The sequence below is a fragment of the Cupriavidus respiraculi genome, assembly GCF_914271545.1.
GTDB classification, from domain to species: domain Bacteria; phylum Pseudomonadota; class Gammaproteobacteria; order Burkholderiales; family Burkholderiaceae; genus Cupriavidus; species Cupriavidus respiraculi.
The window spans coordinates 201802-215214 of sequence record NZ_CAJZAH010000004.1 but is presented as its reverse complement, the minus strand read 5'-3'; the positions used below and the strand labels follow the sequence as shown (position 1 = coordinate 215214).

Annotated in this window: 9 protein-coding genes and 1 pseudogene; 5 read left to right on the top strand and 5 right to left on the bottom strand. The window is 67.7% G+C overall.

The window, feature by feature from the left end:
- The first annotated feature begins 178 nt into the window (after nucleotides 1–178).
- Both LDO27_RS18905 and xth read left to right on the top strand, forming a co-directional pair.
- A complete protein-coding gene (locus LDO27_RS18905; protein ID WP_224043406.1) occupies nucleotides 179–1444 on the top strand; it encodes a DUF445 domain-containing protein in 1266 nt (421 codons plus the stop codon).
- Nucleotides 1445–1528: 84 nt separating this feature from the next.
- Nucleotides 1529–2332: pseudogene (gene xth / locus LDO27_RS18900) on the top strand (exodeoxyribonuclease III); the annotation flags it as partial.
- A 417-nt stretch (nucleotides 2333–2749) separates the two neighbouring features.
- On the opposite strand, the gene LDO27_RS18895 reads toward xth, so the two are convergent.
- Both LDO27_RS18895 and LDO27_RS18890 read right to left on the bottom strand, forming a co-directional pair.
- On the bottom strand, nucleotides 2750–4342 hold the full coding sequence (locus LDO27_RS18895; protein WP_224043404.1) for a gamma-glutamyltransferase family protein: 1593 nt from the start codon (nucleotides 4340–4342) through the stop codon (nucleotides 2750–2752).
- A gap of 60 nt (nucleotides 4343–4402) precedes the next feature.
- Nucleotides 4403–5440, bottom strand: coding sequence for a Bug family tripartite tricarboxylate transporter substrate binding protein (locus LDO27_RS18890; RefSeq protein WP_222207276.1), 1038 nt, complete (start codon nucleotides 5438–5440; stop codon nucleotides 4403–4405).
- A 235-nt stretch (nucleotides 5441–5675) separates the two neighbouring features.
- Between LDO27_RS18890 and LDO27_RS18885 the strand changes: the two genes are divergently transcribed.
- A complete protein-coding gene (locus tag LDO27_RS18885) occupies nucleotides 5676–6602 on the top strand; it encodes a LysR substrate-binding domain-containing protein (RefSeq protein ID WP_224043402.1) in 927 nt (308 codons plus the stop codon).
- A 4-nt stretch (nucleotides 6603–6606) separates the two neighbouring features.
- Here the strand turns inward: LDO27_RS18885 and LDO27_RS18880 are convergent, their stop codons facing one another.
- From LDO27_RS18880 to LDO27_RS18870, 3 genes are all read right to left on the bottom strand, one after another.
- Nucleotides 6607–7464, bottom strand: a complete 858-nt coding sequence (locus LDO27_RS18880) for a D-amino acid aminotransferase (RefSeq protein ID WP_222207278.1) — start codon at nucleotides 7462–7464, stop codon at nucleotides 6607–6609.
- Between the two features lie 578 nt (nucleotides 7465–8042).
- Complete coding sequence (locus tag LDO27_RS18875; protein WP_222207279.1) at nucleotides 8043–8471, bottom strand: GNAT family N-acetyltransferase; 429 nt, start codon at nucleotides 8469–8471, stop codon at nucleotides 8043–8045.
- Nucleotides 8472–9015: 544 nt separating this feature from the next.
- Entirely contained in the window at nucleotides 9016–9921 is a 906-nt protein-coding gene (locus LDO27_RS18870; RefSeq protein ID WP_222207280.1) for an alpha/beta hydrolase, read from the bottom strand.
- 284 nt (nucleotides 9922–10205) lie between these two features.
- Between LDO27_RS18870 and LDO27_RS18865 the strand changes: the two genes are divergently transcribed.
- Together LDO27_RS18865 and LDO27_RS18860 are read left to right on the top strand one after the other, a co-directional pair.
- Entirely contained in the window at nucleotides 10206–10574 is a 369-nt protein-coding gene (locus LDO27_RS18865) for a hypothetical protein (protein ID WP_224043400.1), read from the top strand.
- A gap of 14 nt (nucleotides 10575–10588) precedes the next feature.
- Nucleotides 10589–13408, top strand: coding sequence for a M16 family metallopeptidase (locus LDO27_RS18860; RefSeq protein WP_224043398.1), 2820 nt, complete (start codon nucleotides 10589–10591; stop codon nucleotides 13406–13408).
- The last annotated feature ends 5 nt before the right edge of the window (nucleotides 13409–13413 follow it).

Genomic DNA, 13413 nt, shown 5'->3' with positions numbered 1-13413 from the left:
ATCCGCCAGTCCGCGGCGGGGACGATCCACCGGAGGCGCGCTACCGGTGTTCGGGAGATAGTGCGGTGTGCCGGAGCACCATGACTTTTGGAAACGGCTCCCATGTATGAGCTTTCGACCATGGCTCGTCGGGTATCCTTTCCGATGCGGTTGTTCGATCCCCTTTTCCTGATCGCCTATGACTCAAGACGCCGAACTGCGCGCTGCCAAGCGCAAGGCCATGGCATTCCTGCTCGTTGCCGCGGCGGTGTTTATCGCCACGCTGTTCATGCCGCACGGCTTCGCCACGGAGTGGGTCCGTGCCGCCGCGGAAGCGGCGATGGTCGGCGGCATGGCGGACTGGTTCGCGGTCGCCGCGCTGTTCCATCGAATCCCGGTGCCGGGGCTGGCCCGTCATACCAACATCATCATTCGCAAGCGCGACGACATCGCCGATGGTCTGGCGGTCTTCGTCAAGGAGAAATTTCTCGATCGGGATTCCCTGGTGACGCTGATCGACAAGCACGATCCGGCCGCGGCCCTGACGCACTGGCTCGACTCGGCGGCCAATACGCGGCGCCTGGGCGACGCGGTGGCGCGTTTCGCGCGCGGCACGCTGGAGTTGCTGGACGAGAAGAGCATCCAGGCCTTTGCCAAGCGGGCGATCGACGCCATGATCGACCGGGTCGACCTGAGCCAGTCGGCCGCGGAGATTCTCGACAGCCTGACGCGCGACAACCGGCACCAGGCGCTCCTGAAGGATGCGATCGGGCATCTGGTCGAGTTGCTCAGGAAGCCGGCGACGCGGGAGCTGATCGCGGGGCGGATCGTCGAATGGCTGAAGACGGAGCACCCGCGCAAGGAAAAGGTGCTGCCCACGGAATGGATAGGCAGCAATGGCGCCGAGATGATTTCCGACGCGCTGGGCCGGATACTGGAACACGTGGAGCAGGACGATAGCCACGAGTTGCGCGGGAAGTTCGACGAGGTAGTGCGGGGCCTCATCGGGCGACTGAAGAACGATGCGTCGTTCCACGCGAAGGCCGAAGACATCAAGCGCTACCTGAAGCAGCATCCGGCCTTCAATGCCTATATCGGCGAGCTGTGGGCGGAATGGCGCGAACGGCTGAAGGCGGATCTGGCGCGCGAGGACTCGGCGATCTATCAGCGGGTGGTGGCGGCCGGCCAGTGGATCGGCGCCGAACTGGCGCGCAACGAAGCGCTGCGCCAGTCGTTGAACCAGCATCTTCGCGATGCGGCGCGCAGCATGGCGCCGGACTTCGCGGACTTCATCACGCGCCATATCAGCAGCACCGTGCGCAGCTGGGATGCGAGGGAGATGTCGCGGCAGATCGAACTCAACGTGGGCAAGGACTTGCAGTACATCCGCATGAACGGGACCGTGGTCGGCGGCCTGATCGGCGCGGGGCTTTACCTGCTTGCCCAGTTGCCAGCCCTGCTCTGAACGCGCGCGGCGAGCGTCTGTCGGACATTGCCGGATTGTGCCGTGCCGTGGCGTCTCATAGAAAGGGAGGACACGGGAGGTTCCATGGATTCGTTCAAGATCGCCACCTTCAATATCAACGGACTGCGCGCGCGTTTGCCGGCGCTGCTCGCATGGCTGGAACGCGAGGCGCCGGACGTTGCCTGCCTGCAGGAACTGAAGACGTCCGACGACGCCTTTCCGGCCGAGGCGATCCGCGCCGCCGGCTATGGCGCGATCTGGCACGGGCAGAAGTCGTGGAACGGCGTGGCGATTCTGGCCCGGGGCACCGACCCGCTGGAAACCCGACGGGGGTTGCCCGGCGACGTCGACGATACGCATAGCCGCTACATCGAGGCGGCAGTCCACGGCGTGCTGGTGGGCTGCCTGTATCTGCCCAATGGCAACCCGCAGCCCGGCCCAAAGTTCGACTACAAGCTGGCCTGGTTCGAGCGGCTGCTGGCGCATGCCGCGGGCTTGTGGGAAAGCGGGCATCCGGTCGTGCTGGCTGGCGACTTCAACGTGGTGCCGACCGACGAGGACATCTACAACCCGCGCTCGTGGCTCAAGGATGCCCTGTTGCAGCCGGAGAGCCGCGAATACTATCGCCGGCTGCTGGCGCAGGGGTGGACCGATGCGCTGCGCACGCTATATCCCGACGAGCGCATCTATACCTTCTGGGACTATTTCCGCCAGCACTGGCAGACCAATTCGGGGCTGCGCATCGACCATCTGCTGTTGAGCCGGTCGCTGGCGCAGCGGCTGCGCGCGGGTGGAGTGGACCGATGGGTCCGCGGCGAGCCGCATGCGAGCGACCATGCGCCGACCTGGATCGAACTGGACATGGGCGCGACCGTGAAGCCCAGGCGCAATGCCGGTAGGGCGGGGGAGGCGTCCGATGGTGCGGAGGCCGTGCCGGAAAAGCCGGCCGCTACCGCAACGAAGGCTGCGCCCGCGAGGAGGACGGCTGCCACCAAGAAGACGACTGCCGCCAACAAGGCGACTGCCGCCAACAAGACGACTGCCGCCAAGAAGACGACTGCCGCCAAGAAGACGACTGCCGCCAAGAAGACAACTGCCGCCAAGAAGACGACTGCCGCAAAAGCGGCCGCTGCGGCGAAAACGGCCCCGCCCACCAGGAAAACGGCGGCGCCCCGCAAAACCGCGACGGCCAAAACGGCATCGGCGGCCGCCGGGCCGGCAAAGGCGGCCCGGCGGGCACCGAAAGACAAGACGCAAGCATGAGAACGGCCCGGCCGCTCCGGGCCGGGCGCCAGTCATTGCCGCCTAGAAGCCAACCGGATAGCCGTCCTTGCGGAAATCCGAGGCCGCCGCATAGCCATGCGGCATCCGCATGGCGATCTGCGCGCCACCGAACTCCAGGCTGCCGCGCGGGGCCACCTCGACGCGATGGCCGCGTGCGCGCAGGCCCTCGACCGTCTCCGGGGGGCAGTTCCATTCAACGGCGACCGTGGCGTTGTCATCCATCACGCGCCACCGCGGCGCGTCGCACGCGGTCTGCGGGTTCTGGCCGAAGTCGGCAAGGCGGCTGGTCATCTGCACATGCCCCTGCGCCTGCATCGACCCGCCCATCACGCCGAAGCTGGCCAGAGGCGCGCCGTTGCGCATCAGGAAGCCCGGAATGATGGTGTGGAAGGGACGCTTGCCCGGCCCGACTTGGTTGGGGTGACCGTCCTTCAGGGTAAAGCCCCAGCCGCGATTGTGCAGCGCGATGCCGGTATCCGGTACCACCACCCCGGAGCCGAAGCCCTTGAAGTTGGACTGGATGAACGACACCATCATGCCGCTGCGGTCCGCCACAGTGAGGTAGACCGTGCCGCCGCTATGAGGTTTGCCGGGGCCGGGGTTGGAAGCCTTGGCCGGATCGATCAGCGCCGCGCGGCGCGACAGGTAGGCGCGGTCCAGCAGATGTTCCGCGCTGACCTCGGTCATGGTGGCCGGGTCGCCGACGTAGGCCTGCAGGTCGGCGAAGGCCAGCTTCATGGCCTCGATCTGCAGATGGGTGGCCTCCGCCGAGTCCGGCGCGATGCCCTTCATATCCAGATGATCGAGCATGCCCAGCGCCATCAGCGCGCCGATGCCCTGTCCGTTGGGTCCGATCTCGTACAACTCCACGTCGCGGTACGTCATGCGGATCGGCTCGACCCAGTCGGCGCGGTGCGCGGCGAGGTCCGCTTCCTCGATCAGGCCGCCGGTGTTGCGTGCATGGGCGGCGATCTTTGCGGCCAGCTCGCCGTGGTAGAAGTCCTCGCCCTTGCTGCGGGCGATACGTTCGAGCGTGTCGGCCTGCCCCGGGCAGATGAAGCGCTCGCCAGGCAGCGGGGCGCGGCCCGTGGGCGCGAATGCCTCAACGAAGCCGGGCTGGCCGGACAGCACGGGAACCTGGGCCTGCCATTGCCGATGCACGGTGGGCGATACGGTGAAGCCCTCGCGCGCATACTGCAGCGCCGGTTCGAACAGGTCCTCGAAGGGCAGGGTGCCGAAACGCTCCCAGGTGGCGCGCCATCCCGATACTGCGCCAGGGACGGTGACGCTGTCCCAGCCGATCGGCGGCATGTGCTCGTAGCGGGAGAAGTGCCCCGGCGTCCAGCGGCGCGGTGCACGGCCGGAGGCGTTCAGGCCGTGGAGCGTGGAGCCATCCCAGATCAGCGCGAAGGCGTCGCCGCCGATGCCGTTCATGCAGGGCTCGACCACGGTCAGCGCAATGGCGGTGGCCAGCGCGGCATCGACCGCATTGCCGCCGCGCGCCAGCATGCGCAGCCCGGCGGCGGCCGCCAGCGGCTGGGAGGTGGCAACCACGTTGTCGGCCAGCACGGGCACGCGTTGCGACGGATAGGGGAAGTTCCAGAAATCGCTCATGGTGATGGGGGTTCGGGTTGGGAGAACCCGGCTCGCCAGGGGCGGCCGGGGGTTCTCGGATCAGTCGATCTTGACCTTGGCGGCCTGCGCGACCTTGCTCCACGTACGCAATTCGTCGCCGATCATGCGGCCGAACTCGTCGGACGCGGTGTACTTGATCTGCACGCCCTGCGCTTCCATGGTCTTGCCAAGCTCCGGCGAGGCCAACGCTTCCTTGACGGCCGCGGCCAGCTTCTTCACCACCGGCGCCGGCGTGCCCTTGGGCGCGACGAGGCCGAACAGATTATCCGCCCGGAAGTCCTTGATGCCGGCCTCGGCCATGGTCTTGGCCTCGGGCAGCGATTCCAGGCGCTGTTCCGACGCAACGGCGAGCAGCTTCAGCTTGCCCGCCTTCACGTGCGGCAGGGCCGACGGAATGCTGTCGAACATCATGCTGGCGCGGCCGGCCATCAGGTCCGGCAGGGCGAACGAGCTGCCCTTGTACGGCACGTGCAGCACGTCCACGCCGGTGCGCAGCTTGAACAGCTCGGACTCCAGGTGCGACAGCGTGCCGGCGCCCTGCGAGGCGAAGTTCAGCTTGCCGGGCGAGGCCTTCAGGTAGCTGACCAGTTCGGGCACGCTGTTGACGGGCAGCGAGGCTGGCACCACCAGGATATGGGGCACGGTGCCGATGCCGGCGATGGGCACGAAGTCCTTGGCAAGGCTGGCCGGCTGGCTCGAATAGGTGGCCGCGGCGATGGCCGCGTTGCTGACGGCCGCGAGATACAGCGTGTAGCCATCCGGCGCGGCCTTGGCCGCGTACGACAGGCCGATCGCCCCGCCGGCGCCGGGACGGTTCTCCACCACCACGGGCTGCTGCAGGACCTGCGACAGGCGCTGGCCGACCGCGCGTGCCAGCACGTCTGTAGCGCCGGCCGGGGGGAACGACAGCACGAGCTGGATCGGACGATCTGGATACTCGGCGTGCGCGGCGGGCGCCATGGCGGTACCCGCCAGCGCCACGGCGGCGACGAGGCCCGCACGGGCGGGCCTGGCCTTCATGATGGTGCAGGCTTGCCCCACGAGGGTGCGGGCAAGATGAAGCGACTGGGTAAACATGATCTTTGGCTCCGGGGTGCGTCGAATACGGCGACGGCATAGGTCATTGCGGAACATCTGGCGCGCAGCCACTTTGACTGCTGGCTTTGGATCGCGCCCGTCATGCTGGAGGACCCGCGCGCAGGGCGCGGGCAGTCGCTGATGGGAAGCGGCCATTCTAGGCATGGTCCGTGCATTTCGGGATGCGGATTGGCGATAGACCTATGCGACTTCGGAATAGGGGCGGGAAGATGACATGCAGCTGAAATGGATTGACGACCTGCTGGTGCTCGAGCGCACCCGCAGCTTCTCCCGCGGGGCGGAACTGCGGCATATCACGCAGTCCGCACTGTCGCGGCGAATCAAGTCGCTGGAGGAATGGGCCGGCGCCCAGCTGGTGGACCGCAACACGTTTCCGCTGGAGCTGACCGCGGCGGGCAAGGCGTTCTGCGGGCCGGCCCGCGAGGCGCTGGGGTTGCTGATGGATACCCGCTCGGCGCTGCGGCAGGAAACGCGGATGCCCGGCAAGGCTATCGAAATTGCCGCGGGGCATACGCTGTCGCTGACCTTCCTGCCCGCCTGGCTCAAGCAGTGCCGCGGGCAGTGCGGACCCTTCAACGCCCGCGTGGTCGCGGCCAACGTGCTGGACGCCGTGGTGGCGTTGTCCGAGGGCACCTGCGATCTGATGCTGGGCTACAACCACCCGCGCGTGCCGGTCTCGCTCGACGCCGAGCGGTTCTGCAGCCTGACGGTGGGGCGCGACATGCTGTTGCCGGTGTGCGTGCCAGATGCGCGCGGCGCGCCGCTATATCCGCTCGATGACGATAGCGGCCGCGCGATACCTTTCCTGGCCTATACGGCGACGACGACGCTGGGTCGGGTCGTGGAGGCGGTGCTGGAGAGCGCGCCGGCGCAGCGCAGGCTGGAGCGCTGCTACGAAGCCGACATGGCCATGCTGCTGCTGAAGATGGCAACCGAGGGGCATGGCGTGGCGTGGCTGCCCGAGAGCACCGCGGCCGATGCGCTGGCCGACGGCACGCTGGTGAAAGCCGGCAATGCTGCCTGGTGTTCGGGGCTGGAGATTTGCGCCTATCGGCCCCGCCACAGCGCCAACCCGACGCTGCACGACCTGTGGCGGATGCTGGAGTCTTCGGATGCCGGCGCCGGCATCCCGGCTCGGTGAGGCGTCAGCGCACGGGGTTGCCCACCTTGGCCGCCTGGTAGGCCCGATACAGCGTCTGGAAGACCGGTCCCGGCACGCCCGCGCCGATGGTTCGATCGTCGATGCGCACCACCGGCAGGATTTCCTTGCTGGCGGAAGACAGCAGCACCTCGTCGGCGGCGAACACTTCCTCGCGCGAGATCTGCCGGGCTTCGAAGCCGATGCCGAAGGCCGCGCACAGCTCCTCGATCAGGCCATAGCGGATGCCTTCCAGGATGCGGTTGTCCTTCGGCGGCGCCGCGACAGCGCCGTCCTTCACCACCCATACGTTGGAGGCCGAGGCTTCCGTGAGCAGGCCGTCGCGGAACTGGATGGCCTCGGTGACGCCATGCTCGGCGGCGGTTTGCGCGGCCAGCACGTTGCCCAGCAGCGAGGTCGACTTGATATGGCAGTGCAGCCAGCGCTTGTCTTCCATCGTGACGCACGCCACGCCTTCCTCGCACATGCGCGCCGACGGCGGCGTCATGGCATTGCTCATGATGAAGACGGTGGGAGTGACTTCGGGCGGGAAGGCATGCATGCGCTTGGCCACACCGCGCGTTACCTGGATATAGAGCATCTGGTCGGGTAGCGCGTTGGCGGCCATCACCCGCTCGCACAGCGCCAGCCATTGCGCCTCGTCATGCGGATTCGGAATGCCGAGCGCTTCGAGGCTTCGCGCCAGGCGGGCCAGGTGGTGGCTGGCGCGGAATGGCCGGCCGCCATACACGGGAATTACCTCGTAGACGCCATCGCCAAAAATGAACCCGCGGTCCAGGACGGGAATCCGGGCCTCGGACAGCGGGGTCATTTGACCGTTCAGGTAGACGATGGCATCGCTCATGGTGGGGCTAGGGGAAGAATGGAGATGCCGCATTCTTCCACAAGCGCGCGAGCGCGATGATGCCGAATTTGCATGGGCCGAGAGGGGTAGGCCGGTCCGTCAGCGCCGGCGGGTTCGCGACTACAGCCCTTTGTAGACGATGCCTCGCCGGGGCTTCGGAATGGCCCTGAAGGGTTCTCCCGTGAAGGGATCCACGGCATACGCGCGGACATCTCGCGCCGGGACGATGCCGACGATCCTGAGCAGAACGCGTACGACAGCGGCCAGCCAGCGCTTGGCGCGTTGCAGAGGCGAACCCTGGGCGATCCGGAAGCGCCATGGCCGGCCTTTGCCCATACCTAGCAGAACGTCGTTGCTGTCTTCAAGGGAACGAGGGAGCGATGCGATGAATGGGCGGGCAATGGGTCTGGGCATGGCGGGCAAGCAGGCGAATGGGAATGGGGAATGCACGAAGGGAGGCGCGCCTGGCGCGATCATCAAGTGCACGCCGGGCGCGGTGGGTGGATAGTGGGCTTCGCCGTGCCTGCCTGCTTTCGAATGTGTGAGCGAGTGTTGTGAGTCCGTCACCGTGGCGGACGCTACAGCCACGCTTGCATGACAGTGCCGGCGGTTGGCTCGTCGGCCGGGATGTCGAGGTGGGGTTGCAACGGAGGAGGAATCTCCTCGGCCGGAATGGGCGTGAAGCCCAGACGCGAAAAAAAGCCGGTGGCCGAGTCCGTGCGCAGTACCAGGGTCTGGACCCCGCGCTGCCGGATATCGGCGACCAGCGAGCCGACCAGCAGTTCGCCAAGGCCTGCCGAGCGCGCCCGCTCGGCCACCGCGATGGCCTTCAGTACGCCGGTCGTGCCGTGCTGTTCCACGCAGGCGCAGCCGATGATGCCGGAGATGTCGCGCACGACAAGAAACTGCTCGATCCGGCAGTCGGCGTCGGCGATGTCGAGCGCACAGTCGCGCAACAGCGCCTTGATTTCCTCCAGATCGTCCCTGGTGGCGGGATGTGGTCGCATACCTCGTTCTCCTCGACTGCGTCGGCCGCTGCGGGCGGTATCCCCGCCGTGGATGGATCATGCCCGCTCCCGGCGGGCACTGCTGGGCGCGCGTTGCTGTCAGCCTCCGCGCCGACGCGATCGCTGTCAAGACAACAGCGGACCCCGTTCTCGTCGCTGTTGTGGCCGCGCGGCATCGGCATGTCCATCATCCCGGCACGGGCTTGTGATGGTGAGGGGACGTGGGCCGCATCGCCATGTAGGAGGAATCCCGCAACGAATCAGCATGTGACCTACTGCGTGCGCCAGGGCGGTCCCGGATACTTCAAAGAAGCAACGCAACCGGTGTCATCGTGCTGACCTTCATCCTTCTCACGCTTGCAGCGCTGGGCGTCATTGCCATCGTGATCTATCTGTCGAAATGATCTCGCGGGCCGGCCCGCGCCGGTTCCGGCCGCCCCGGCGGCAGGGCGCAAGCCAGGCTCACCCCCCTCTACGGCCGGCGCGTAACCCGGCCCTTTTTCCCGCTCAACGCTGACTTCCCCTGCGACGCATCGCGACGGGCTCACGCCGTTCCCGTCATCGGTTCGGGCAGCGGCTGTTCATGCGCAGCCCCCGGCTCCTGCGGCTGGCGCACCGCATCGGCCGTCGGGTCAGGCGCCGCGGCGCATTGCAGCGCGAAGTCGCTCAGAGCCCGCCACGTGCGCGGGTCTTCGACGATGTTCGAATGGTCGGTGGCGGGAATGGTCTCGACCGCGACCGGCACGGGCCAGGCTGCCATCAGCCGCTCGGAGCATGCATGCGGCACCACCTCGTCCACTTCCGCCAGCAGCACCTTGGTCCGCTGGACGACCTTCTTGCAATGGGAGATCGAATCGAAATGGTGGCGCATCAACTGGCGCAACGGGACCAGCGGGAATCGCTTGCGCACGATCTCCAGCAGCGAGTCGTAAGGCGTAATCAATTGCAGGCTCTCGAATTCCTGCAGGTCTGCCAGCTGGATCGCGACACCGGTGCCCAGGCTGCGTCCCACGACGTGGATGCGTGTTTGCGGCAGCAGCCGCCGGATATGGAGCAGGAACTGGCTGGCATCCGCCACCGCGGCCGCTTCGGACGGCCTGCCGTCGGAATGCCCCAACCCGCGATAGTCGAAGGTCGCGAAGCCGACCTGCCCGGGCAGACCGGCCAGGAAGGACATCGTCTCCAGCACGTCCTCGCCACGGCCTGGCAGATAGAACAGCAGGTCGCGCACCGGCTGGGCTTCGTCGACCCGATAGATATAGCCGCGCAGCAGGCCGCCGGGCACTTCGTGCGAATAGGCGGTGATGCCTTCGGGCAGCTCGCGCGGCGGGCGGCGGCGCGCATCGAACAGCAGGCGGTCCTGGTTGAGAGTCAGGTAGCTCCAGTAGGCGATGAAACCGGACGCCGTCAGGCCGGCGGCCGCAAGAACCTTGCGCGTCAGGGAATTCATGTTGTCTTGTTGGCTTCGTTGGTACAGAACCTCCAGAGGTGAAGGCTAAACCATTTTGATCGGCACGAGGGTTTGTCCCCGTGTGGCCGAGGTGGTTCCGCGGCGCTCGGGAGCGCGGGCGCCGCGGCTTGTCGGGGTACACGGCGCCCGCGCTTGTCCACTGGCGACACGGCGTCCCTTTGCGGCGTACACTTTGGGTGACGGCGGGGACGCTCGCGCAATGCACGCCCGCCGTGCCGCCGCCTGGATCGCCAGGCCCCATTCCCCTCCGAACGGGTAGCCCCATGACCGCCAATTCGAGCTTTCCCCTGCGTACCGCCATCGCGCTATGCGCGGGGGCGTTGTGTCTCGCGTCCGCGCATGCGCAGCAGACGGGCGACGAGCGCGCCATCAACAACGCCATCAGCGAGGCGGTCCAGAGTGGCGAGACGCGCTACCGTCCCTTGACGCCGGCGCAGACCAAGGAGCAATTGAGCCTGGAAGCCGAATGCCAGTCGCTGGCCGACAAGCTCAATGCGACCCCGCGCCAGCGCCGGTACAACGCGACGGGGCCGGAGATCGAAACCGCGCAGGGGCTGTCGTCGCCGGGGCTGGAACGCGACCGGACCCGCAAGTCGCTGGAGGCGTCGTACCGCGCCAAGTGCACGCAGTAACGGACGACCCCTCGATGCTTCGCCTTGCCAAGTGGGCCGCGGGCCTGGGCCTGCTGCTTGCCTGCGTCCTCGCCACGGGCGCCCCTTCGCACGCGGCGCCGGCGGCCGAGACCACGGCCGCGACGGCCAAACGTGTCGCCACTGCGGAGGGCATCACCGAATACCGTCTGCCCAACGGCCTGCGGGTGCTGCTGGCCCAGGACGCCACGCTGCCGACCACCACGGTCAATGTCACCTATCTTGTCGGCAGCCGCCACGAGAACTATGGCGAGAGCGGCATGGCGCATCTTCTCGAACACCTGCTGTTCAAGGGCACGCCGACATTGCCGGGCGGCGCGATCTCGCAGGAGATGATGCGCCGGGGCATGCAGTTCAACGGCACCACGGCGCACGACCGCACCAACTACTTCGAGACCTTCGCCGCCAGCGACGACAATCTGGACTGGGCGCTGCGGATGGAGGCGGACCGCATGGTCAACAGCCTTGTCGCGCGGGAGGCGCTGGACAGCGAGATGACCGTGGTGCGCAACGAGATGGAGCGCGGCGAAAACAGCCCGACCAGCGTGCTGCTGAACCAGATGCTGGCCAGCGCCTACCAGTGGCATAACTATGGCAAGGCCCCGATCGGCGCGCGCAGCGATGTGGAGGGCGTGGGCATCGAGCGCCTGCAGGCCTTCTACCGCCGCTACTACCAGCCAGACAACGCGGTGCTTGTGGTCGCCGGCCGCTTCGATCCGGCCGACACGCTGGCTCGCATCGAGCGCTATTTCGGCGCCATTTCGCGGCCGGCGCGAACGCTTCCTCCCGAATCAACGATCGAACCGCCCCAGGAGGGCGCGCGCGAGGTCACGCTGCACCGGCCCGGCGACACCCAGATCGTGGCCGTCCAGTACCACGCCGCGCCGGGCGCGCATGTGGATGCCGTGGCGATGTCGATGCTGGTCGGCATCCTGACCGACGCGCCAGCGGGCCGGCTGTACAAGGCCTTGATCGAGCAAAAGCGTGCCGCGGGGCAGGGCGGCTTCCTGCGCGCCATGAAAGACCCCGGCTCGGTGGTGTTCCTGGCCGAGGTGGGCCGGGGCCAGGCGTTGGAGCCCGCGCGCGCCGCGCTGCTGGAACAGGTGGAGGGACTGGCGGACCGCCCGGTCACGCAGGCCGAGCTGGAGCGCGTGCGCACGCGCATGCGCAATGGCTACGAGCGCCTGCTGCAGGACCCGGCGCGCTACGGCGTGGCGCTGTCGGAGGCCATCGCCAAGGGGGATTGGCGGCTGCTGCTGATCGCGCGCGATCAGGTCGAGGACATCACCGTCGAGGACCTGCAGCGCGTTGCGCGCCATTACCTGCGGCCGTCCAACCGGACGCTGGGGCAGTTCGTCCCGTCCGATGCGCCGGTGGTCGCGGCCATGCCCCCGATGCCGGACGTGGCTCGCATGGTCGCGCAATACCAGGGCAAGCCCGCGGCCGCGCCGGTGCCGGCGTTCGACCCGAGCCCTGCCAATATCGAGGCCCATACCCGCCGCGCCGTGCTGCCCAACGGCATGGAGCTGGCCCTGCTGCCCAAGCCCACGCGCGGGGGCACGGTCAATGGCGTGCTGGTGCTGCGCATGGGCGATGCCGACAGCCTGCAGGGCCTGACCGCGACCGGCGGGTTGACTGCCAGCATGCTGATGCGCGGCACCGCGACGCGCAACCGCCAGCAGCTTGCCGACGTGCTCGACGCGCTGAAGACGACGATAGGCGTGGGCGGCGATGCCGAGCGGGTGACGGTCAGCTTCGAGACGCGGCGCGAATACCTCGGGCAGGTGCTGGAGCTGGTGCGCGACATCGTGCGCACGCCGAGCTTTCCGGCCGAGGAACTGGAAACCCTGCGCATCGCCACCATCGCCGGCATCCAGAGCCGCGTCAGCCAGCCGGAGGCGCTGGCGCCGGTGGCCATCGGCCGGCATGGCAATCCGTGGCCGAAGGGCGATCCGCGCTATGCACCGCTGCTGGAGGAAGCCGTGGCCGACTACAAGGCGGTAAGGCTGGAGGACATCCGGTCCTTTCACTCCCGCTTCTATGGCGCGAACCACGGGCAATTCGCGCTGGTCGGCGATTTCGATCCGGACGAGGCGCAGTTTCGTATCGGCGCGCTGCTCGGCGACTGGCGGGCGCCCGCGCCGTTCTCCAGGGTGGTCAGGGCCTACGAGCCCATCCCGCCTGCCACGCTCACCGTGATCACGCCGCCCAAGGCAAACGCGATCTATATCGGCAGCCTGCCGCTGGAGCTCACCACCGACTCGCCCGACTACGCGAGGATCGCGCTTGCCAACCGCATCTTCGGCGCCAGCAGCATGAAGGGGCGCATCGCCGACCGGCTGCGCCAGAAGGACGGCATCAGCTATTCCGCTTCCAGCTATCTGCAGATCGGCACGCTCGATACCGCAGGCCGCTTCGGTGTGCAGGCCCTGTTCGCCCCGTCCAATCTGGAGCGGCTGAAGCAGGGCGTGGCAGAGGAACTGGCGCGGTTCGTGCGCGACGGCATCACCGCGCAGGAACTGCAGGAGGCCAAGAGCGGCCTGTTGCAGCAGGGCATGCTGTCCCGCACGCGCGATGCCGGGCTGGTCTCCATCCTCGCGAATCAGCTTTATGTGAAGCGCACCATGGCGTTCACGGCGCAGCTCGATGCCAGGATCGAGGCCGCAACGGTGGAGGAGGTCAATACGGCGATCCGCCGGTATCTGGATCCACAGCGGGTGGTGAGCGTCTATGCCGGATCGTTGATGGGACCGGACGGCCGCGCGCCGTCAGCCGGCCTGTCCGCCGGCGCGGGGGGCGACGCCTCGGCGCGCTGAGCGCG

Bases quoted from the DNA above. Each gene is read 5' to 3' on its own strand.
- LDO27_RS18870 (WP_222207280.1), bottom strand. From the start codon at position 9,921: ATGAATTCCCTGACGCGCAAGGTTCTTGCGGCCGCCGGCCTGACGGCG.
- LDO27_RS18860 (WP_224043398.1), top strand. From the start codon at position 10,589: ATGCTTCGCCTTGCCAAGTGGGCCGCGGGCCTGGGCCTGCTGCTTGCC.
- LDO27_RS18875 (WP_222207279.1), bottom strand. From the start codon at position 8,471: ATGCGACCACATCCCGCCACCAGGGACGATCTGGAGGAAATCAAGGCG.
- LDO27_RS18880 (WP_222207278.1), bottom strand. From the start codon at position 7,464: ATGAGCGATGCCATCGTCTACCTGAACGGTCAAATGACCCCGCTGTCC.
- LDO27_RS18895 (WP_224043404.1), bottom strand. From the start codon at position 4,342: ATGAGCGATTTCTGGAACTTCCCCTATCCGTCGCAACGCGTGCCCGTG.
- LDO27_RS18890 (WP_222207276.1), bottom strand. From the start codon at position 5,440: ATGTTTACCCAGTCGCTTCATCTTGCCCGCACCCTCGTGGGGCAAGCC.
- LDO27_RS18865 (WP_224043400.1), top strand. From the start codon at position 10,206: ATGACCGCCAATTCGAGCTTTCCCCTGCGTACCGCCATCGCGCTATGC.
- LDO27_RS18905 (WP_224043406.1), top strand. From the start codon at position 179: ATGACTCAAGACGCCGAACTGCGCGCTGCCAAGCGCAAGGCCATGGCA.
- LDO27_RS18885 (WP_224043402.1), top strand. From the start codon at position 5,676: ATGCAGCTGAAATGGATTGACGACCTGCTGGTGCTCGAGCGCACCCGC.